Origin of the sequence: Streptomyces sp. JH34 (assembly GCF_029428875.1) — a bacterium.
Lineage (GTDB): Bacteria > Actinomycetota > Actinomycetes > Streptomycetales > Streptomycetaceae > Streptomyces.
On the sequence record NZ_JAJSOO010000001.1, the window covers coordinates 4,401,590 to 4,422,228 of the forward strand.

13 protein-coding genes and 3 rRNA genes are annotated in these 20,639 nt (G+C 67.2%); 11 read left to right on the plus strand and 5 right to left on the minus strand.

Translation table 11 applies throughout. The features are described from left to right. The first annotated feature begins 12 nt into the window (after positions 1–12). The 7 genes from LWJ43_RS19700 (at position 13) to LWJ43_RS19730 (ending at position 8,027) form a co-directional block, all read left to right on the plus strand. On the plus strand, positions 13–1,380 hold the full coding sequence (locus LWJ43_RS19700; protein WP_277333543.1) for a phosphomannomutase/phosphoglucomutase: 1,368 nt from the start codon (positions 13–15) through the stop codon (positions 1,378–1,380). A gap of 384 nt (positions 1,381–1,764) precedes the next feature. Beyond that, positions 1,765–1,947, plus strand: a complete 183-nt coding sequence (locus tag LWJ43_RS19705; RefSeq protein ID WP_015577430.1) for a Trm112 family protein — start codon at positions 1,765–1,767, stop codon at positions 1,945–1,947. Positions 1,948–1,987: 40 nt separating this feature from the next. Continuing rightward, positions 1,988–3,124: an SIS domain-containing protein gene (locus LWJ43_RS19710; protein WP_277333544.1), complete on the plus strand. Its 1,137-nt coding sequence runs from the start codon at positions 1,988–1,990 to the stop codon at positions 3,122–3,124. A 55-nt stretch (positions 3,125–3,179) separates the two neighbouring features. After that, positions 3,180–4,412 (plus strand): mannose-6-phosphate isomerase, class I, encoded by a 1,233-nt coding sequence (manA, locus tag LWJ43_RS19715; protein ID WP_277333545.1) that lies wholly within the window; start codon positions 3,180–3,182, stop codon positions 4,410–4,412. An 87-nt stretch (positions 4,413–4,499) separates the two neighbouring features. Further along, complete coding sequence (locus LWJ43_RS19720; protein WP_277333546.1) at positions 4,500–5,537, plus strand: cation diffusion facilitator family transporter; 1,038 nt, start codon at positions 4,500–4,502, stop codon at positions 5,535–5,537. Between the two features lie 275 nt (positions 5,538–5,812). Further along, positions 5,813–7,270: an adenosylhomocysteinase gene (gene ahcY / locus LWJ43_RS19725; RefSeq protein ID WP_277333547.1), complete on the plus strand. Its 1,458-nt coding sequence runs from the start codon at positions 5,813–5,815 to the stop codon at positions 7,268–7,270. Positions 7,271–7,394: 124 nt separating this feature from the next. Beyond that, entirely contained in the window at positions 7,395–8,027 is a 633-nt protein-coding gene (locus tag LWJ43_RS19730) for a hypothetical protein (RefSeq protein WP_277333548.1), read from the plus strand. Between the two features lie 114 nt (positions 8,028–8,141). Here LWJ43_RS19730 and LWJ43_RS19735 read toward each other — a convergent pair whose 3' ends face one another. Then, complete coding sequence (locus LWJ43_RS19735) at positions 8,142–9,062, minus strand: RDD family protein (protein WP_277333549.1); 921 nt, start codon at positions 9,060–9,062, stop codon at positions 8,142–8,144. Between the two features lie 118 nt (positions 9,063–9,180). Here LWJ43_RS19735 and LWJ43_RS19740 point away from each other — a divergent pair, with 118 nt between their 5' ends. From LWJ43_RS19740 to rrf, 4 genes are all read left to right on the plus strand, one after another. Beyond that, a complete protein-coding gene (locus LWJ43_RS19740; protein ID WP_277333550.1) occupies positions 9,181–10,188 on the plus strand; it encodes a stage II sporulation protein M in 1,008 nt (335 codons plus the stop codon). Between the two features lie 717 nt (positions 10,189–10,905). Beyond that, a 16S ribosomal RNA gene (locus LWJ43_RS19745) occupies positions 10,906–12,431 on the plus strand. Positions 12,432–12,731: 300 nt separating this feature from the next. Further along, positions 12,732–15,857: ribosomal RNA gene (locus tag LWJ43_RS19750) — 23S ribosomal RNA — on the plus strand. A 79-nt stretch (positions 15,858–15,936) separates the two neighbouring features. Beyond that, positions 15,937–16,053, plus strand: a 5S ribosomal RNA gene (gene rrf / locus LWJ43_RS19755). Together the 16S, 23S and 5S rRNA genes form the textbook arrangement of a ribosomal RNA operon. Positions 16,054–16,367: 314 nt before the next feature. Here the strand turns inward: rrf and LWJ43_RS19760 are convergent. The 4 genes from LWJ43_RS19760 to LWJ43_RS19775 are packed head-to-tail and all read right to left on the minus strand — an operon-like array spanning position 16,368 to position 20,635. Then, the gene (locus LWJ43_RS19760; RefSeq protein WP_277333551.1) at positions 16,368–17,681 is read right to left on the minus strand and encodes a DUF58 domain-containing protein; all 1,314 of its coding nucleotides are present in this window, start codon (positions 17,679–17,681) and stop codon (positions 16,368–16,370) included. A gap of 10 nt (positions 17,682–17,691) precedes the next feature. Next, entirely contained in the window at positions 17,692–18,711 is a 1,020-nt protein-coding gene (locus LWJ43_RS19765) for an AAA family ATPase (RefSeq protein ID WP_277333552.1), read from the minus strand. Then, complete coding sequence (locus LWJ43_RS19770) at positions 18,708–19,949, minus strand: DUF4350 domain-containing protein (RefSeq protein WP_277333553.1); 1,242 nt, start codon at positions 19,947–19,949, stop codon at positions 18,708–18,710. Before LWJ43_RS19770 ends, LWJ43_RS19765 begins: the two co-directional genes overlap by 4 nt. After that, the gene (locus LWJ43_RS19775; RefSeq protein ID WP_277333554.1) at positions 19,946–20,635 is read right to left on the minus strand and encodes a DUF4129 domain-containing protein; all 690 of its coding nucleotides are present in this window, start codon (positions 20,633–20,635) and stop codon (positions 19,946–19,948) included. The genes LWJ43_RS19770 and LWJ43_RS19775 overlap by 4 nt, the downstream gene beginning before the upstream one ends. Between the last annotated feature and the right edge of the window lie 4 nt (positions 20,636–20,639).

The window sequence follows — 20,639 nt, forward strand, 5'->3', positions numbered from 1 at the left end:
GGAGGACCGGCCGTGGTTGCTGACCTGTCGCAGCTCGTGAAGGCGTACGACGTGCGCGGAGTCGTGCCCGACCAGTGGGACGAGCCGCTCGCGGAACTGTTCGGCGCCGCCTTCGTGCAGGTCACCGCGGCGGACGCGATCGTGATCGGTCACGACATGCGGCCGTCCTCGCCCGGTCTGGCCGCCGCCTTCGCCCGGGGGGCCACGGCACGCGGCGCCGACGTCACCCTCATCGGGCTCTGCTCCACGGACCAGCTGTACTACGCGTCCGGGGCGCTGGACCTGCCCGGAGCGATGTTCACGGCCTCGCACAACCCGGCGCGGTACAACGGCATCAAGCTGTGCCGCGCCGGTGCCGCGCCGGTCGGCCAGGACACCGGCCTGACCGAGATCCGCACGCTCGTCGAACAGTGGTCCGAACACGGCCTCCCCGCCGTGACCGCGACCACCCCGGGCACGGTCACCGAACGCGACACCCTCACCGACTACGCCGCCCACCTGCTGGGCCTCGTCGGCCTCGACGGGATCCGGCCGCTCAAGGTCGTCGTGGACGCGGGCAACGGCATGGGCGGCCACACCGTCCCCACCGTCTTCGCGGGCCTCCCCCTCGACCTCGTGCCCATGTACTTCGAGCTCGACGGCACCTTCCCCAACCACGAGGCGAACCCCCTCGACCCGAAGAACATCGTCGACCTCCGGGCCCGCGTCCTCGCCGAGGGCGCCGACCTCGGCCTCGCCTTCGACGGCGACGCGGACCGCTGCTTCGTCGTCGACGAGCGCGGCGAAGGCGTCTCCCCCTCCGCGATCACGGCGCTGGTCGCCGCCCGGGAGCTGGCCCGCAACGGCGGCGAGGGCACCGTCATCCACAACCTGATCACCTCCTGGTCCGTCCCCGAGGTCGTCCGCGAGAACGGCGGAACCCCCGTCCGCACCCGTGTCGGCCACTCCTTCATCAAGGCGGAGATGGCCGAGCACGGCGCGATCTTCGGAGGCGAGCACTCCGCGCACTACTACTTCCGCGACTTCTGGAACGCCGACACGGGGATGCTCGCCGCCCTCCACGTCCTCGCCGCCCTCGGCGGCCAGGACGGCCCGCTCTCAGGGCTCCTCGACCGGTACGACCGCTACACGGGCTCCGGCGAGATCAACTCCACCGTGGCCGACCAGACGGCCAGGCTCACCGCGATCAGGGCGGCGTACGAGGGTCGCGACGACGTGCGGTTCGACGAGCTCGACGGACTCACGGTGACCGGCCCCGACTGGTGGTTCAACCTCCGCGCGTCCAACACCGAGCCGCTGCTGCGCCTGAACGTCGAGGCCAGGGACGAGAAGACGATGACGGCCGTCCGCGACGAGGTCCTCGCAGTCGTCCGGGCGTGACGGCCCGAGGCGCCTCGCTCCCGCGCACCCGGGGTGCGAGGGGTCTCACTCCCGGTCACGCGGGGTGCAGGGGGCCTCGCTCCCGTTCCTCGTCTCCGTGCACGGCGGGTCCGGGGTGCCCCGCACCCGTCCTCCGCGTGTCACCGGCGCGCACCGGGGCACACGCACCCGTGGCACAGGCACCGTGTGGGCCCCTGGTGCTCATGAGCGCCACGGTGCGTGTACCGCCCGCCGCGAGCATGCCGCCCGACGCATGCCCCGTCGCGCGGGGCCTGCCGGGCCGCGACCCTCTCGGCCCGGCGGTAGGCTGACCACGCCCCAAGCTCCGCGGACCCGACCGGGTCCGGACCGGAACCGCACCGCATGCCTGAAGGGACCCACCCCATGCCGCTCGAAGCCGGCCTCCTGGAGATCCTCGCCTGCCCGGCCTGCCACGCAGGGCTCGACGACCGGTCCGCGGCCGAAAGCCCCGAGCTGGTCTGCACCGGCACCGACTGCGGTCTCGCCTACCCGGTCCGGGACGGCATCCCGGTGCTCCTCGTCGACGAGGCCCGCCGCCCCGCCTGACCCGCACCCTGATCAGCACGGCGATCGGAGGCCCACCACCATGCTCGACGAGTCGCTGCTCGACGCACCGGACGCCCTGGCCCGAGCAGACCGCCGAGGTCTGCTGCGCGGTGCCGCCGAGGCCGGGGCCCGCGTGCGCACCGCCGCCCGGCACGCTGCCGAGGCCGGAATCGGCGCGCTGGCACCCGAGGGCCGGCCACGCGCCGTCCTCGTCGCGGGCCCGGGCACCGCCGCGGCCGGAGTCGCCGACCTGGTCGGTGCCCTCGCCGGTGCCTCCGCCCCCGTCACCGCGATCCGCCCCACCGGCGTCGCGGCGGCCGCCGGAGCACTGCGCTGGACGCTGCCCGGATGGGCAGGCTCCGTGGACCTGCTGCTCATCGCCACGGCCGACGGATCGGAACCCGGTCTCGCGCTCCTCGCCGAGCAGGCATACCGCCGTGGCTGCACGGTCGTCGCCGTCGCCCCCGTCCGGTCGCCCCTGCGCGAAGCCGTCGACGGGGTCCACGGGCTCGTCGTGCCCATGGCGGCCGCCCCGCACGGTGAGTACGACGCCGAGACCTCCGCCGCCGGCCCCGGAACGCTCTGGGCCCTGCTGACCCCGCTGCTCGCCCTCCTGGACCGGGTCGGGCTGATCGAAGCGTCCCCGGACATGCTGCAGAAGGTCGCCGACCGCCTCGACCGCACCGCCGAGCGCTGCGGACCGGCCATCGCCACGTACAGCAACCCGGCCAAGACCCTCGCCTCGGAACTCGCCGACAGCCTGCCCCTCCTCTGGACGGAAGGAGACGCCGCGGGCCCCGTCGGGCGCCGGTTCGCCGCCGTCCTGGCCGAGCTCGCCGGCCGCCCCGCCCTGGTGGCCGAGCTGCCGGAGGCGCTGCCCTCCCACGGCGGGCTGCTCGCCGGGGCGTTCGCCGCGGGGGCCGACCCCGACGACTTCTTCCGGGACCGGGTGGAGGAGCCCGAGGCCATGCGGGCCCGCGTCGTCCTCCTCCGCGACCGCCCGACCGGTGGCCTGACCGCCGGCCCGGCCGCCCGTGAACTGGCCCTGAGCCACGACACGGCCATCAGCGAACTCGAACCGGAGGAGGGCAGCGAGCTCGAAGCCCTCGCCGAACTGCTCGCGGTCACCGACTTCGCCGCCGTCTACGCCTCCCTGGCCTCCGACAACCGGGCCTGACGGCCCGCAATCCCCCGGGCACCCAGCCCCGCGCACCACACGAGGACACATCTCCATGGACCGGCTCTCCAACACCGTGCGCCCCTACGCCTGGGGGTCCACCACGGCCATACCCGAACTGCTCGGAACAGCCCCGACCGGCGAACCGCAGGCCGAGATGTGGATGGGAGCCCACCCGGGCGCCCCCTCACGCCTCACCCGCCCCGCCGAGAGCGGCTCCGCGGGCCCCGCGACCGGCTCCGCGGGCCCCGCGACCGGCTCCGCGGGCCCCGCGACCGGTGAACAGACCCTCACGGACGTCATCGACGCCGACCCCGAACGCGAACTCGGCTCCGCCACGGTCCGCACCTTCGGACCCCGCCTCCCCTTCCTGCTCAAGCTGCTCGCGGCCGGCGCACCCCTGTCGCTCCAGGTCCACCCCGACCTCGAACAGGCACAGCAGGGCTACGCCGACGAGGAGCGCCGGGGCGTCCCGCTCGACGCACCCCACCGCACCTACAAGGACGCGAACCACAAGCCCGAACTCATCTGCGCGCTCACGCCCTTCGACGGACTGTGCGGGTTCCGCAGGCCCGCGGAGGCCGCCGACCTCATCGCGGCTCTCGGCGTCGACTCCCTCAAGCCGTACGTGGACCTCCTCCGGGCGAGCCCCGAGGACAGGGCCCTGCGCGAGGTCCTCACGGCGATCCTCACCGCGGACCCCGACGAGATGACGCACACGGTCGCCGAGGCGGCCGAGGCCGCGGAACGCCTCGGCGGCGCGCACGCCCCGTACGCCCAGATCGCCCACCACTACCCCGGCGACCCGGGCGTCATCGCGGCCATGCTGCTGAACTACGTACAACTCCAGCCCGGCGAAGCCATGTTCCTCGGCGCCGGCGTGCCGCACGCCTATCTCGGCGGTCTGGGCGTCGAAATCATGGCCAACTCCGACAACGTGCTGCGCTGCGGTCTGACCCCCAAGCACGTCGACGTACCCGAACTGCTGCGCATCGTGCGCTTCGAGGCCACCGAGCCCGCCGTCCTGCGCCCCGAGGCCGCGCCCACCGGCGAGGAGCTGTACGAGACGCCGGTCGACGAGTTCCGGCTCTCCCGCTACGTCCTGCCGCCCGGCGGCGCACCCGTCGACCTCACGGCAGCCACCCCGCAGATCCTGCTCTGCACGGCAGGCGCCCCACGGGCGGGCCGGATCGACCTCGCACCCGGCGAATCCGTGTTCGTCCCGGCGGACGAAGGAGTCGAAGTGGCCGGTACGGGAACACTCTTCCGCGCGACCGTGGTGGTCTGACGTACGGTCCCCACCGGCGGCTGCAACAATGTCCGGCCGTAACGCGGCGCCCGTGCCGCAGCACCGAGGAAGGGACACCAGGCACCCATGAGCGCGTCAGGCGGAACCAAGGCGATCGTGGCGGCACTCGCCGCCAACCTCGCGATCGCAGTGGCCAAATTCGTGGCGTTCCTCTTCAGCGGCTCGTCATCGATGCTGGCGGAGAGCGTCCACTCGCTGGCGGACTCGGGCAACCAGGGTCTCCTGCTGCTCGGCGGCAAGAAGGCCCAGCGCGAGGCGACCCCGCAGCACCCCTTCGGATACGGGCGCGAGCGTTACATCTACGCCTTCCTCGTCTCCATCGTGCTGTTCTCCGTCGGTGGCATGTTCGCCATCTACGAGGGCTACGAGAAGATCAAGCACCCGCACGAGATCGAGGCCTGGTACTGGCCGGTCGGCGTACTGGTCTTCGCGATCATCGCCGAGGGCTTCTCCTTCCGTACGGCCATCGCGGAGTCCAACCAGACCCGCGGCAAGCTGTCCTGGACGCAGTTCGTCCGCCGTGCCAAGGCACCTGAGCTCCCCGTCGTCCTCCTCGAGGACCTCGGCGCGCTCGTCGGCCTGGTCCTGGCCCTCGCAGGCGTCGGCCTGGCGCTGGGCACCGGCAACGGGGTGTGGGACGGCATCGGCACCCTGTGCATCGGCATCCTGCTGATCGTGATCGCGATCGTTCTCGCCGCCGAGACGAAGTCGCTGCTGCTCGGTGAGGCCGCCGGAGTCGAGGACGTCGAGAAGATCCGGACCGCGGTGGTCGACGGCGACACCGTCACCCGCATCATCCACATGCGGACCCTCCACCTCGGTCCGGAGGAACTGCTGGTGGCGGCGAAGATCGCGGTGCGGGCGGAGGAGTCCGCCGCAGAGGTCGCGGACGCGATCAACGACGCCGAGAAGCGGATCCGCGAGGCCGTCCCGATCGCCCGTGTCATCTACCTCGAGCCCGACATCTACGACGAGGCCGCCGCCGCGGCCGGCGCGAACCCCGGCAAGACCCCGGGCGGCCCCGCCTCTCCCGACGGCAGCTCGTCTCCGGACGGCACCGCTGCTCCCGACGGCAGCTCGTCCCCCGGCGACACACCGAAGTGATCAGGCCACTGACCCACTGAGGATCAGCCCCGAACGGCCCCGCGACCCACACCGCCGCCCAGGCGGACTGGGGCACGCTGGGCCGTTCGGTGTAGATTCGGGGGAGTACCAGACGTCGCTGCTGATGGCGGTCGATCGGTTCGCGGAAGCGGGCCGGCCGAGGGAGAGAGGGCCTCCGACGGACTGCACTGCGGATCGCCCGGGCATTCGTGTGCCCCGTGGCCGCCGCAGAGCCAGCCAGCCCACCCTCGACCCACTACGAGGAGCAGCCCGTTATGACGACGGCCGCCAATCGCCAGGACTACAAGGTCGCCGACCTCTCCCTCGCCCCCTTCGGGCGCAAGGAGATCACCCTCGCCGAGCACGAGATGCCCGGCCTGATGTCGATCCGCAAGGAATACGCCGCCGCGCAGCCGCTGGCCGGCGCCCGGATCACCGGCTCGCTGCACATGACCGTGCAGACCGCGGTGCTCATCGAGACCCTCGTCGCCCTGGGCGCCGAGGTCCGCTGGGCCTCCTGCAACATCTTCTCCACCCAGGACCACGCCGCGGCCGCCATCGCGGTCGGCCCGAACGGCACTCCGGACGCCCCCGCCGGCGTCCCGGTCTTCGCCTGGAAGGGCGAGACCCTGGAGGAGTACTGGTGGTGCACGGAGCAGGCTCTGACCTGGCCCAACACGCCCACCGGCGGCCCGAACATGATCCTCGACGACGGTGGCGACGCCACTCTCCTCGTCCACAAGGGCGTCGAGTTCGAGAAGGCCGGCGAGGCCCCGGACCCGTCGACCGCGGACAGCGAGGAGTACGCGTACATCCTCACCCTGCTGAACCGCACCCTCGGCGAGTCCCCGCAGAAGTGGACCCAGCTGGCGTCCGAGATCCGCGGCGTGACCGAGGAGACCACCACCGGTGTGCACCGGCTGTACGAGATGCACCGTGACGGCACCCTCCTGTTCCCGGCGATCAACGTCAACGACGCCGTCACCAAGTCGAAGTTCGACAACAAGTACGGCTGCCGTCACTCGCTGATCGACGGCATCAACCGCGCCACCGACGTCCTGATCGGCGGCAAGACCGCCGTCGTCTGCGGCTACGGCGACGTGGGCAAGGGCTGCGCGGAGTCGCTCCGCGGCCAGGGCGCCCGGGTGATCATCACGGAGATCGACCCCATCTGCGCACTTCAGGCCGCGATGGACGGCTACCAGGTCGCGACGCTGGACGACGTGGTGGAGACCGCGGACATCTTCGTCACGACGACGGGCAACAAGGACATCATCATGGCCTCCGACATGGCCCGGATGAAGCACCAGGCCATCGTCGGCAACATCGGCCACTTCGACAACGAGATCGACATGGCCGGCCTGGCCAAGATCGACGGCGTCGTCAAGGACGAGGTCAAGCCGCAGGTCCACACCTGGACGTTCCCGGACGGCAAGGTCCTGATCGTGCTGTCCGAGGGCCGTCTGCTGAACCTCGGCAACGCCACCGGCCACCCCTCGTTCGTCATGTCCAACTCGTTCGCGGACCAGACCCTGGCCCAGATCGAGCTGTTCACCAAGCCCGAGGCGTACCCGACGGATGTCTACGTGCTGCCGAAGCACCTGGACGAGAAGGTCGCCCGCCTCCACCTCGACGCGCTGGGCGTGAAGCTCACGACCCTGCGCCAGGAGCAGGCCGACTACATCGGTGTCCCGGTCGAAGGCCCGTACAAGTCCGACCTCTACCGCTACTGAGCCGGCCGTCGGCCGACGGCCGGCACAGCTCTCAGCAGCAGGTCCGAGCGCAGGCCCCCGCACCCCCGTGTCGGGGGCCTGCCCCGTACCGCACCCGCACAGCCCGAGGAACCCGAAGGACCCCATGCCCCGCGGCCGTTATTCGCTCCACGATGTCCACGACCACACCCCCCTCGGCGAAGAACACTTCCACTGCGCGCCCGGCCCCTCCGGCTGGCGCTATGTCTCCCAGACGACCGGGCCCTCGGGCGCCCACCTGGGATCCGTCGATCTGGCGCTGGACGAACTCGGCCGCCCCATCCGCCTCGAACTGCACGCCGCCAGCTGGCAGGTCCGCGGCGCCGCCCTCGACGGGGTCACCTGGGTACGTAACGACCCGACCGGAGCTCACGCCACCGAAGGCAATGTCCGCGCCCACACCTTCTCCGGCACGTCCCCCGCCTTTCTGGTCGCCACCGCCCGGCTCCTGCGCCTCACCCCCGATTCCCCCTCGACCCGCGTCCGTGTGGTCACCTTCACGGACCCGGTTCTCGCCCCCCGCACCGTCGACCAGTCCTGGTCGCTGCTGAACAGTGAAGCGCACGCCACTGACAACGGTCCTCTGATCGTGGACGAGTACCAGGTCAACGCGCTGGACACCGGAGAACAGCACGCCGTGCACATCGCGGGTGACGTGGTGCTGGCGGCTCCGGGCATCGAACTCGAGCACCTCGAATCCCCGCCCTCGGCCATGCCCCGGGCGACGGACGGCGCCTAGCAGCGACAAGGACGGCGGGGCCGGGCCGCCCGGTGGCTCAGCCGGTGCCACTCAGGCCGGGGCACGCTCAGCATCCCGGGTCACGCTCAGCCGGTCCGGAGCCCGTGCTCACGCTCAGGCCGGTGGTGCGAACCCGGTGGCGGCCTGCACCTCGGCCCGACTCCCGCCCGGGGCGGCCGCCGTCGGCAGGCCGGGATCCGGCTTCCGCAGCTCTGTCGGACGGTCGGCGACGACCTCCCGGCGCACGGGTGCGGGCCAGGGTGCCGAGGGGCGGCTGCCCCGGCCCACGGCCGCGGTCACCCGCCGGACGTCGCGCACCTGGCGCTCGTGCACCACGGCCGCCAGGTAGGCAGCCGCAGGCACCTCCTGAGGCGCCGGAGCGCCGGTGCACGCCGCGAGGTCCGCGGAGAGCCGTTCGGCCATGACTCCCCGCACCGTCGCATCCAGCTGGTTCATCCGCGTCAAGTACTGCCGTATCGCCAGCCACAGACCGTCCGGGACACCCGAGAGGTCCAACTGGGCGAAGCGTCCCACGAGCCAGGGCGGGGGCGGGGGCGCGGCCGCAGCACGCCCGGCCGGCACCCGCTCACGCACGACGAGCGTGCCGGCGAACACGTCACCGAGCCGCCGGCCACGGGCGGAGACCAGTGAGGCGACACAGCCCACCACGCCGAACGTGCCCAGGATCTCGACCACTCCCATCGCTCCCCGCACGAGTGCGTGACGGAAGCGGATCGGGCCGCCGTCGTCCCGCACCACGCGGAGCCCGCATGCCAGCTTTCCGAGCGAACGGCCGTGGCTGAGCGTCTCGACAGCGATCGGCCCGCCTACCAGCACAAGAAGGAACGAGGCGACGGCGATCGCGGCAGCGGCCGCCTCGTCGAGCGTCGCGGCCGCCACGGCAAGACCGATGGAAATCAGTACGAAGACAGCCAGAAGTACCGCGAGGTCGATGGCGATCGCCAACGCCCGGCTGGGCAGCCTCGCCGGCTGCAACCCCAGTACGACCGCGTCCCCGGTCACGAGCTCATCCATCGCCACCCACCCCTCGCCGCCCTTCACTGCCCCTCGAAGGCACAGTCTGCCAAGCTGACCCGCAGCGCACCGCCGTAGTACGGACCCGTACGCACCATGCCTGGAGCAGCAGCCGACCATGGATCTCGACGTCTTCGTGACCACCCACCGCATCGAGTGGGACCGCCTGGACCATCTTCTGCACCGAGGACGGCGCTTGACCGGTGAGGAGGCGGACGAACTCGTCGCCCTGTACCAGCGCACAGCCACACACCTGTCCTTGATCCGGTCCAGCACGCCGGACCCCGTGCTGACCGCCCGCCTCACCCAGCTCGTGGCCCGTGCGCGCTCCACGGTGACGGGCACGCGCCGTGCCTCCTGGCGTGACGCCGCCCAGTTCCTGACCGCCGGCTTCCCTGCGGCGGTCTACCGTTCGCGGCACTGGTGGATACCCACGGCCGTGCTCTCCACCCTGCTGGCGGCCGTCCTCGGCTGGTGGATCGGCACGCATCCTGAGGTCCAGGCATCGATCGCCGCCCCCGAGGACCTGCGCGCCCTGACCCGGCCAGGAGGTGAGTACGAGACGTACTACTCCAGCCACCCGGCAGCGTCCTTCGCCGCGCAGGTCTGGACGAACAACGCCCAGGCGGCAGCCATGTGCCTGGTGCTGGGCGCGTTCCTCTGCGTACCGGTCATCTGGATCCTCTTCGTCAACGTACTCAACCTGGCCGTCGGGATCGGGTTGATGTCCTCCGCCGGCCGCCTGGACACCTTCCTCGGGCTCGTACTACCGCACGGACTGCTCGAACTCACCGCCGTCTTCGTCGCAGCGGGAACAGGCCTCCGGCTGGGCTGGACGGTCATCGACCCGGGCCCACGGACCCGGCGCTCGGCGCTGGCTCAGCAGGGCCGAGCAGCGCTAGGTATGGCCATCGGTCTGGCGCTGGTCCTGTTCGTCTCCGGCGTCATCGAAGGCTTCGTGACGCCCTCGGACCTTCCCACCTGGGCGCGCATCACCATCGGGATAGCGGCTGAGCTGGCATTTCTTGCCTACGTCTACGTCCTCGGAGGCCGGGCCGCCAGGGCAGGGGACACCGGAGACCTCGAAGCCGAGGGGCGAAGCGCGGAACTTCCCGCCGCTGCCTGAGAGCCGATGTGCGTCAGAGGGCGCTGACCTGCTAGTCTCCTGGTCGCCCACAAAAACTGTTGACACAGTCCGCGTGGGGAGGTAGATTTTAACGGTTCCAACGAGCTGGACAGCTCGCACGGGAACGTCTAAAGTTCAACTCGCTCGTGCAGAGGACGTGATCTTCGCCGAGCCGATCGATTCTTCTCTTTCGAGCAGACAGCCGGATTCGCTTCGGCCGAAATGCTTCTGATAAAGTCGAGTCAGCCGAAAGGCAAAGGCCACTCCAAAGGCCGCTGGAATCTAAATCCGGACCGGAAACGGAACGGAAAAGAGTCTGGTAAAGTCGGACTCGCCGGAAAGGGAAACGCGAAAGCGAAGAACTGGAAAGCACGGTGGTAAATCAACCGCCAAGCAGTAACCCGCTTCGACCGGGAATCGGACACGAAAGAGTCTGATAGAGTCGGAAACGCAAGAACGAAGGGAAGCGCCCGGAGGGCCCCGGTGAAACGGGACCGAAGGAAGCGTCCGTTCCTTGAGAACTCAACAGCGTGCCAAAAGTCAACGCCAGATATGTTGATACCCCGGCCTGCATCACGCAGGTTGGTGGTTCCTTTGAAAAGTCCTGCACGATCTTCGGGTCGGGTAGGCAACAACAGCGAGGACGCTGTGAACAACCGGTCATATTCCGACCTGGTTGTTCCGCTCTCGTGTTGTGATCCCGATTACGGGAAAACATTCACGGAGAGTTTGATCCTGGCTCAGGACGAACGCTGGCGGCGTGCTTAACACATGCAAGTCGAACGATGAAGCCCTTCGGGGTGGATTAGTGGCGAACGGGTGAGTAACACGTGGGCAATCTGCCCTTCACTCTGGGACAAGCCCTGGAAACGGGGTCTAATACCGGATAACACTCTGTCCCTCATGGGGCGGGGTTAAAAGCTCCGGCGGTGAAGGATGAGCCCGCGGCCTATCAGCTTGTTGGTGGGGTAATGGCCTACCAAGGCGACGACGGGTAGCCGGCCTGAGAGGGCGACCGGCCACACTGGGACTGAGACACGGCCCAGACTCCTACGGGAGGCAGCAGTGGGGAATATTGCACAATGGGCGAAAGCCTGATGCAGCGACGCCGCGTGAGGGATGACGGCCTTCGGGTTGTAAACCTCTTTCAGCAGGGAAGAAGCGCAAGTGACGGTACCTGCAGAAGAAGCACCGGCTAACTACGTGCCAGCAGCCGCGGTAATACGTAGGGTGCGAGCGTTGTCCGGAATTATTGGGCGTAAAGAGCTCGTAGGCGGCTTGTCACGTCGGATGTGAAAGCTCGGGGCTTAACCCCGAGTCTGCATTCGATACGGGCTAGCTAGAGTGTGGTAGGGGAGATCGGAATTCCTGGTGTAGCGGTGAAATGCGCAGATATCAGGAGGAACACCGGTGGCGAAGGCGGATCTCTGGGCCATTACTGACGCTGAGGAGCGAAAGCGTGGGGAGCGAACAGGATTAGATACCCTGGTAGTCCACGCCGTAAACGTTGGGAACTAGGTGTTGGCGACATTCCACGTCGTCGGTGCCGCAGCTAACGCATTAAGTTCCCCGCCTGGGGAGTACGGCCGCAAGGCTAAAACTCAAAGGAATTGACGGGGGCCCGCACAAGCAGCGGAGCATGTGGCTTAATTCGACGCAACGCGAAGAACCTTACCAAGGCTTGACATATACCGGAAAGCATCAGAGATGGTGCCCCCCTTGTGGTCGGTATACAGGTGGTGCATGGCTGTCGTCAGCTCGTGTCGTGAGATGTTGGGTTAAGTCCCGCAACGAGCGCAACCCTTGTTCTGTGTTGCCAGCATGCCCTTCGGGGTGATGGGGACTCACAGGAGACTGCCGGGGTCAACTCGGAGGAAGGTGGGGACGACGTCAAGTCATCATGCCCCTTATGTCTTGGGCTGCACACGTGCTACAATGGCCGGTACAATGAGCTGCGATGCCGCGAGGCGGAGCGAATCTCAAAAAGCCGGTCTCAGTTCGGATTGGGGTCTGCAACTCGACCCCATGAAGTCGGAGTTGCTAGTAATCGCAGATCAGCATTGCTGCGGTGAATACGTTCCCGGGCCTTGTACACACCGCCCGTCACGTCACGAAAGTCGGTAACACCCGAAGCCGGTGGCCCAACCCCTTGTGGGAGGGAGCTGTCGAAGGTGGGACTGGCGATTGGGACGAAGTCGTAACAAGGTAGCCGTACCGGAAGGTGCGGCTGGATCACCTCCTTTCTAAGGAGCATCTAGATTCTCTTCGGGGAGTCCAGAGGCCATTTCGTCGGCAAATGTTCGACGGTGGTTGCTCAAGGGTGGAACGTTGACTATTCGGCACGATGAGCACGGTTTTGTTAGTACTGCTTCGGCGTGGAACACAGGATTGGGTTGATCGGGTCGGGCACGCTGTTGGGTATCTGAAGGTACGGCCGGTTATGGTCGCCTTCGGTTGCCGGCCCCAGTGCACTCACCTGTAAGGGTGGGGTGATGGGTGGCTGGTCGTTGTTTGAGAACTGCACAGTGGACGCGAGCATCTGTGGCCAAGTTTTTAAGGGCGCACGGTGGATGCCTTGGCACCAGGAACCGATGAAGGACGTGGGAGGCCACGATAGTCCCCGGGGAGCTGTCAACCAAGCTTTGATCCGGGGGTTTCCGAATGGGGAAACCCGGCAGCCGTCATGGGCTGTCACCCGCTGCTGAACACATAGGCAGTGTGGAGGGAACGAGGGGAAGTGAAACATCTCAGTACCCTCAGGAAGAGAAAACAACCGTGATTCCGGGAGTAGTGGCGAGCGAAACTGGATCAGGCCAAACCGTATGCGTGTGATACCCGGCAGGGGTTGCGCATGCGGGGTTGTGGGATCTCTTTTTCACAGTCTGCCGGCTGTGAGGCGAGTCAGAAACCGTTGATGTAGGCGAAGGACATGCGAAAGGTCCGGCGTAGAGGGTAAGACCCCCGTAGCTGAAACATCAACGGCTCGTTTGAGAGACACCCAAGTAGCACGGGGCCCGAGAAATCCCGTGTGAATCTGGCGGGACCACCCGCTAAGCCTAAATATTCCCTGGTGACCGATAGCGGATAGTACCGTGAGGGAATGGTGAAAAGTACCGCGGGAGCGGAGTGAAATAGTACCTGAAACCGTGTGCCTACAAGCCGTGGGAGCGTCGCTGTTGTTCTTCGGAGCAACAGTCGTGACTGCGTGCCTTTTGAAGAATGAGCCTGCGAGTTAGCGGTGTGTAGCGAGGTTAACCCGTGTGGGGAAGCCGTAGCGAAAGCGAGTCCGAATAGGGCGATTGAGTTGCACGCTCTAGACCCGAAGCGGAGTGATCTAGCCATGGGCAGGTTGAAGCGGAGGTAAGACTTCGTGGAGGACCGAACCCACCAGGGTTGAAAACCTGGGGGATGACCTGTGGTTAGGGGTGAAAGGCCAATCAAACTCCGTGATAGCTGGTTCTCCCCGAAATGCATTTAGGTGCAGCGTCGTGTGTTTCTTGCCGGAGGTAGAGCACTGGATAGGCGATGGGCCCTACCGGGTTACTGACCTTAGCCAAACTCCGAATGCCGGTAAGTGAGAGCGCGGCAGTGAGACTGTGGGGGATAAGCTCCATGGTCGAGAGGGAAACAGCCCAGAGCATCGACTAAGGCCCCTAAGCGTACGCTAAGTGGGAAAGGATGTGGAGTCGCAGAGACAACCAGGAGGTTGGCTTAGAAGCAGCCACCCTTGAAAGAGTGCGTAATAGCTCACTGGTCAAGTGATTCCGCGCCGACAATGTAGCGGGGCTCAAGCGTACCGCCGAAGTCGTGTCATTCACACATATAGGGCCAACGCCTGTGTGGATGGGTAGGGGAGCGTCGTGTGCCGGGTGAAGCAGCCGCGGAAGCGAGTTGTGGACGGTTCACGAGTGAGAATGCAGGCATGAGTAGCGATACACACGTGAGAAACGTGTGCGCCGATTGACTAAGGGTTCCTGGGTCAAGCTGATCTGCCCAGGGTAAGTCGGGACCTAAGGCGAGGCCGACAGGCGTAGTCGATGGACAACCGGTTGATATTCCGGTACCCGCTTTGAAACGCCCAATACTGAATCAGGCGATGCTAAGTCCGTGAAGCCGGCCCGATCTCTTCGGAGTTGAGGGTAGTGGTGGAGCCGACGAACCAGACTTGTACTAGGTAAGCGATGGGGTGACGCAGGAAGGTAGTCCAGCCCGGGCGGTGGTTGTCCCGGGGTAAGGGTGTAGGACGCACGGTAGGCAAATCCGTCGTGCATATAAGTCTGAGACCTGATGCCGAGCCGATTGTGGTGAAGTGGATGATCCTATGCTGTCGAGAAAAGCCTCTAGCGAGTTTCATGGCGGCCCGTACCCTAAACCGACTCAGGTAGTCAGGTAGAGAATACCGAGGCGTTCGGGTGAACTATGGTTAAGGAACTCGGCAAAATGCCCCCGTAACTTCGGGAGAAGGGGGGCCATCACTGGTGAGGGAACTTGCTTCCTGAGCTGGGGGTGGCCGCAGAGACCAGCGAGAAGCGACTGTTTACTAAAAACACAGGTCCGTGCGAAGCCGTAAGGCGATGTATACGGACTGACGCCTGCCCGGTGCTGGAACGTTAAGGGGACCGGTTAGCTGACTTTCGGGTCGGCGAAGCTGAGAACTTAAGCGCCAGTAAACGGCGGTGGTAACTATAACCATCCTAAGGTAGCGAAATTCCTTGTCGGGTAAGTTCCGACCTGCACGAATGGCGTAACGACTTCTCGACTGTCTCAACCATAGGCCCGGTGAAATTGCACTACGAGTAAAGATGCTCGTTTCGCGCAGCAGGACGGAAAGACCCCGGGACCTTTACTATAGTTTGATATTGGTGTTCGGTTCGGCTTGTGTAGGATAGGTGGGAGACTTTGAAGCAGCCACGCCAGTGGTTGTGGAGTCGCCGTTGAAATACCACTCTGGTCGTGCTGGATGTCTAACCTGGGTCCGTGATCCGGATCAGGGACAGTGTCTGATGGGTAGTTTAACTGGGGCGGTTGCCTCCTAAAGAGTAACGGAGGCGCCCAAAGGTTCCCTCAGCCTGGTTGGCAATCAGGTGTTGAGTGTAAGTGCACAAGGGAGCTTGACTGTGAGACCGACGGGTCGAGCAGGGACGAAAGTCGGGACTAGTGATCCGGCAGTGGCTTGTGGAAGCGCTGTCGCTCAACGGATAAAAGGTACCCCGGGGATAACAGGCTGATCTTCCCCAAGAGTCCATATCGACGGGATGGTTTGGCACCTCGATGTCGGCTCGTCGCATCCTGGGGCTGGAGTCGGTCCCAAGGGTTGGGCTGTTCGCCCATTAAAGCGGTACGCGAGCTGGGTTTAGAACGTCGTGAGACAGTTCGGTCCCTATCCGCTGTGCGCGTAGGAATATTGAGAAGGGCTGTCCCTAGTACGAGAGGACCGGGACGGACGAACCTCTGGTGTGCCAGTTGTCCTGCCAAGGGCATGGCTGGTTGGCTACGTTCGGAAAGGATAACCGCTGAAAGCATCTAAGCGGGAAGCCTGCTTCGAGATGAGTATTCCCACCACCTTGAGTGGTTAAGGCTCCCAGTAGACGACTGGGTTGATAGGCCAGATGTGGAAGCCCGGTAACGGGTGGAGCTGACTGGTACTAATAGGCCGAGGGCTTGTCCTCAGTTGCTCGCGTCCACTGTGTTAGTTCTGAAATAACGAACGGCCGTGTTTTTGCCCGGTGTTGGTTAATTTCATAGTGTTTCGGTGGTCATTGCGTTAGGGAAACGCCCGGTTACATTCCGAACCCGGAAGCTAAGCCTTTCAGCGCCGATGGTACTGCAGGGGGGACCCTGTGGGAGAGTAGGACGCCGCCGAACAATTATTCCGGGAAAGCCCCGTGCCTTTGTGGCACGGGGCTTTTCTGCGTTCACGGGAGATGTGATCCGATTGATCCGATTCCCTGGGCAGGCGAGGAGCCACGCGGGTTCAGCAGCGCGGATCGCGTGGCGCATCCGTGGCCGGCCCTCGATCCGGTGCTGACAGCACCCCGGCCGAGCCGGGCACACGAACCATGTCGACGCCTTGAAACGCCCTCGTCTCCCGGACAGCCGGCGCGGGACTGCGGCCCCCCTCGAAGCGGAGGAGCGCGGGACCGGTGCGCGCAAGGCCCCGGTCACGGTCCGACGGACATCTACAGCCGGCCAGCTGCCTTCAGCGCGAGGTAGGCGTCGGCCAGTGCAGGGGCCAGGCTCTGGGGTGAGGCATCGACGACCGTGACGCCATGACGTCGAAGCTGGTCCGCTGTGCGACGGCGCTGAATCTGCGCTTGAGTGGCGGCCGCCGCCTCGTAGACCGCGTCCACCGTGCCCCGTGCCTGGGTCATTACCTCCACGTGTGGGTCCGCGACAGCCGCGACCAGTACGGTGTGGCGCCGGGTGAGTTGCGGGAGGACCGGCAGCAGGCCCTCTTCTACGGGCGCGGCATCCAGACCGGTGAGCAGGACGATCAGGGAACCGCCAGGGGCGTTGGCCAGGGCGGCTGTGGCAAGACCTCGCGCGTCGGTCTCCACCAGCTCGGGCTCCAGAGTGGCCAGGGCAGCGACCAGCGTCGACAGGACGTTTCCTGCCGCCGTCCTGCCCTGCACCTGGGCTCGGAGACGCCGGTCGTAGGCGATCAGGTTCACACGGTCGCCGGCGCGGGTCGCGAGAGCCGTGAGAAGCAGGGTGGCATCCATGGCGGCGTCGAGTCGCGGCACATCGCCGACCCGGCCCGCTGATGTACGCCCGGTGTCCAGTACTACGAGGATGTGGCGATCGCGTTCGGGGCGCCAGGTGCGGACAGCGACAGCGGACTGGCGCGCGGTGGCACGCCAGTCGATGGAGCGGGTGTCGTCCCCCGGTACGTAGGCGCGCAAGCTGTCGAATTCCGTGCCTTCGCCGCGGGTGAGCACACTGGTTCGGCCGTCCAGGTCACGCAGCCGGGCGAGCCGTGACGGCAGGTGCTTTCGGCTGGTGAACGGGGGCAGGACCCGGACCGTCCAGGGGACACGGTGGTACCCCTGACGGGCCGCGAGACCGAGGGGGCCGTACGACCGGACGGTGACGCGGTCCGCTTGGCGGTCTCCCCGACGCGACGGACGGAGGAGTGTCGTGAGGCGTCTGCGCTCCCCGCCGGACAGGTCGAACCGGTGCCTGGACGAGGCCTGTTCGGTCTCCGACGTCCAACTGCTGGGTGGCCAGGCGTCTCGTAGGTGGACGCGGAGCCTGCGTCTGGACGGGTTGGTCACGGTGAGTTGCACGGATGCGGTGTCACCGAGTCGAACGGATGTATCACCGGTTCGGGTGAACCGCAGGCTACGCACTGGCGCGGCCAGGGCGTAGTCGCACAGAATTGCCAATGACAGCGGGACATTGACCGCGAGCATGCCCGTCCAGCTCGGGGCCAGAATGCCTACGGGGAGTGACCCCAGAGCCGCCACCAAGGCGGCCCGTCCGGTGAGGGCCATGGTCACCGCCTCACCGGGGGACGGGGACGTGGGCGAGAACAGCAGTGATGACGGAGTCTGCAGTGACTCCTTCCATCTCCGCTTCAGCTCGCAGCTGTATGCGATGACGGAGCGTGGGAAGAGCAAGGGCTTTCACATCGTCCGGGGTGACATAGTCCCGGCCCGTGAGCCAGGCCCAAGCTCGTGCGGTGGAAAGCAGTGCGGTGGCGCCTCGGGGAGAGGCACCCATGGTGAGTGAGGGGGATTCACGCGTGGCGCGGCAGATATCCACTACATAGGCGGCGATCTCGGGGGAGACGGAAGTCCTGGCTACCGCGTTTCGCGCAGCTTCGAGGTCGGCCGGGCCTGCGACAGGCCGAATGCCTGCTGCCTTCAGATCACGGGGGTTGAATCCGCTCGCGTGGCGAGTGAGCACGTTGATCTCGTCCTCGCGCGAGGGCAGGGGGACGGTCAGCTTGAGAAGGAAGCGATCCAGCTGGGCTTCGGGCAGCGGGTAGGTGCCCTCGTACTCGACAGGGTTCTGCGTGGCCGCGACCAGGAAGGGGTCGGGCAGCGGCCGAGGTGACCCGTCGATGGTGACCTGACGCTCCTCCATGGCCTCCAGCAGGGACGACTGGGTCTTGGGAGGCGTGCGGTTGATCTCGTCGGCGAGCAGGAGATTGGTGAACACCGGCCCGGGCTGGAAGGAGAACTCTGCCGTGCGGGCGTCGTAGACGAGTGAGCCCGTGACATCACTCGGCATCAGGTCGGGGGTGAACTGGACACGTTTGGTGTCGAGTTCCAGGGAGGCGGCCAGTGCGCGGACGAGGAGAGTTTTCGCGACTCCGGGGACGCCTTCCAGGAGCACGTGGCCCCGGCACAGGAGCGCGACGACCAGTCCGGTGACTGCCGGGTCCTGGCCGACCACGGCCTTCGCGATCTCGGAACGCAGAGTTTCCAGGGATGCGCGGGCGCTGTCGGAGTTCGCGTCGGCCACAGGGGCATCGGCGGCTGCCGCACGCTCGGCGGTCTCCGGTGTCGGGGCGCTCATGAGGTACGTATCTCTCTTTCGAGGGCGTCGAGTTGATCGGTCAGAAGGACTAGCGCTGCGTCATCGGCAGGAGCCGGGCCGAAGAGAAGGACGCCGGGGTCGCTGCCAGGCGTGCCGAGCCGTGCGGCGACGGCAGGAAGAAGTGCGGCGGGTGAGTCGGCGTCGCGTGCGGACATGCCGAGGACGGAGGAGATGCGGATGCGTGTGGCGGACCGCAGTGCGGCGGCTGCATGGTCGCGGGCGTCGGACTTCCGGTAGAGGCGTGCGCGTCCCTCGGTGGATTCGGACGCCCTGACAGCCACAGGCAGCTGTTCGGTGACCAGAGGTCCGAAGCGGCGCCCGCGCCAGATGGCGGCGAGCACGGCGGCCAGAGCGAGTTGGAGGGTGCCCCAGAGCCACCCCTGAGGGATGAGGCCGACGAAGTCGCTCTCTCCGCCTTCTTCGCCACCGGTTCCGTCCCGGCGGTCGGTGCCGCCGTCCCGGCCTCCGGCTGCGGAAGGATCATCGAGCGAGGGGAGGTACCAGACGAGATGCGGCCGGGAGCCGAGGAGTTGCAGCGCCAGCGAGGCATTGCCCTGCTGGTCGAGACGGTCGTTGTGGAGGATGTCGGGGGATCCGAGCAGCACGGTGTCGCCGGTTTCGGTTCCCTGTTCCGGCAGGACGAGCAGCGAGGCGAGTCCGCCGTCCGGATAGCAGGCGGTGGCATCCCGTTCGTCCGTCCCGTAGTGGACCCCGCCCATGTCGGCGCTTCCGGCGACGCGGGCTGCGGGAAGCGCGCAGCGTGGGGCGCGTGCCGTCACAGGACCGTGTGCTTCCGGGCGTGCCCCGGGGGCGAGGCGGGCCACGGAGGGGCCGGCGGGGGAGACGAGGACGGTACGGCCCGCGGAGCCGGAGGTCGCGATGTGGAGGAGCCGCTGCTGGTGCGCGGTCAGCATGTTGGGGCCGGTGACGAGCAGGGTCGTGCCGGGGTCTGCCGCCGCGGTGGCCTCGTCCAGGGTGGTGACGACGTCGACGGATACGCCGCGGTCCTTGAGGAGTTCTGCGACGGCCCGGCTGCCGTAGGGGTCTGCGGAGCGGGGATCGAGCCGGCCGTGCTGACCACCGGTGCGCACGGCGGCGAGGGCGACCCCGGCGACGACGAGGATGAGGACGGCGAGCAGCAGTCCTCGCACGCGTTGCCAGACCTGCTGGGGAGTGCGGGATTCCGCGGTGGTGGGATCGGCCGCGGTGGCGGTCATCCGGCGTCCTCCCGGGCTGTGCCTGCGGCGGGTGTCGGCTTGGTCGCCTCGAGGTCCAGGTCGAGCGTGCGAAGAGTCAGGTACGTGGCCTCGTTCGCGGCGCGGCCGCCGTAGGTGACGTCGTCGAAGACCCGGGCGGCCGCGCGGAGACGGTCGGCGTGCGCCGACATCACCTGTCCGGCCTCGGCGGCTGCCTCGTCCGCGGTGCGTCCGGGGCGTGGGTCGAGTACGGCCCGGTCCTCCAGGGCGCGCACGAGGGCGCGCATCCGTTCCTGGACGGCTTCGGTCCAGAGGTGGGCCTCGGCGTGCGCGGAGGCTGCGGCGCGGTGGTCCGCCGCGCCGCGGGTGGTGCTGCCGAAGAGCGTCTCCGGGGAGCGGGCGGTGCGCCGCGGTGTGCCGAGCCGCCACCACAGCGCGGCCGTCAGCCCGCCGACGGCCAGGACGAGCACCACGAGGCCGAGCGGGCCGCCGGGAGCGGCCCCGGCGGCCCCGGCGAAGAGATCGCCGATCCAGTCCCAGAAGCGGTCGAGGCCGCGTTCGAGAAGGTTCGGATCGTGCTCGTGGTACATCGGGTCGGACAGTTCGTCCCGCGCTGCCTCACGGGCGGGGACGCGTGGGGTGTCCACGGGTATGTCCTCGCCCGACCGGATGAGCCGTATCGCCGCGGTTCCCCCTGCCCCCGTCACCGCA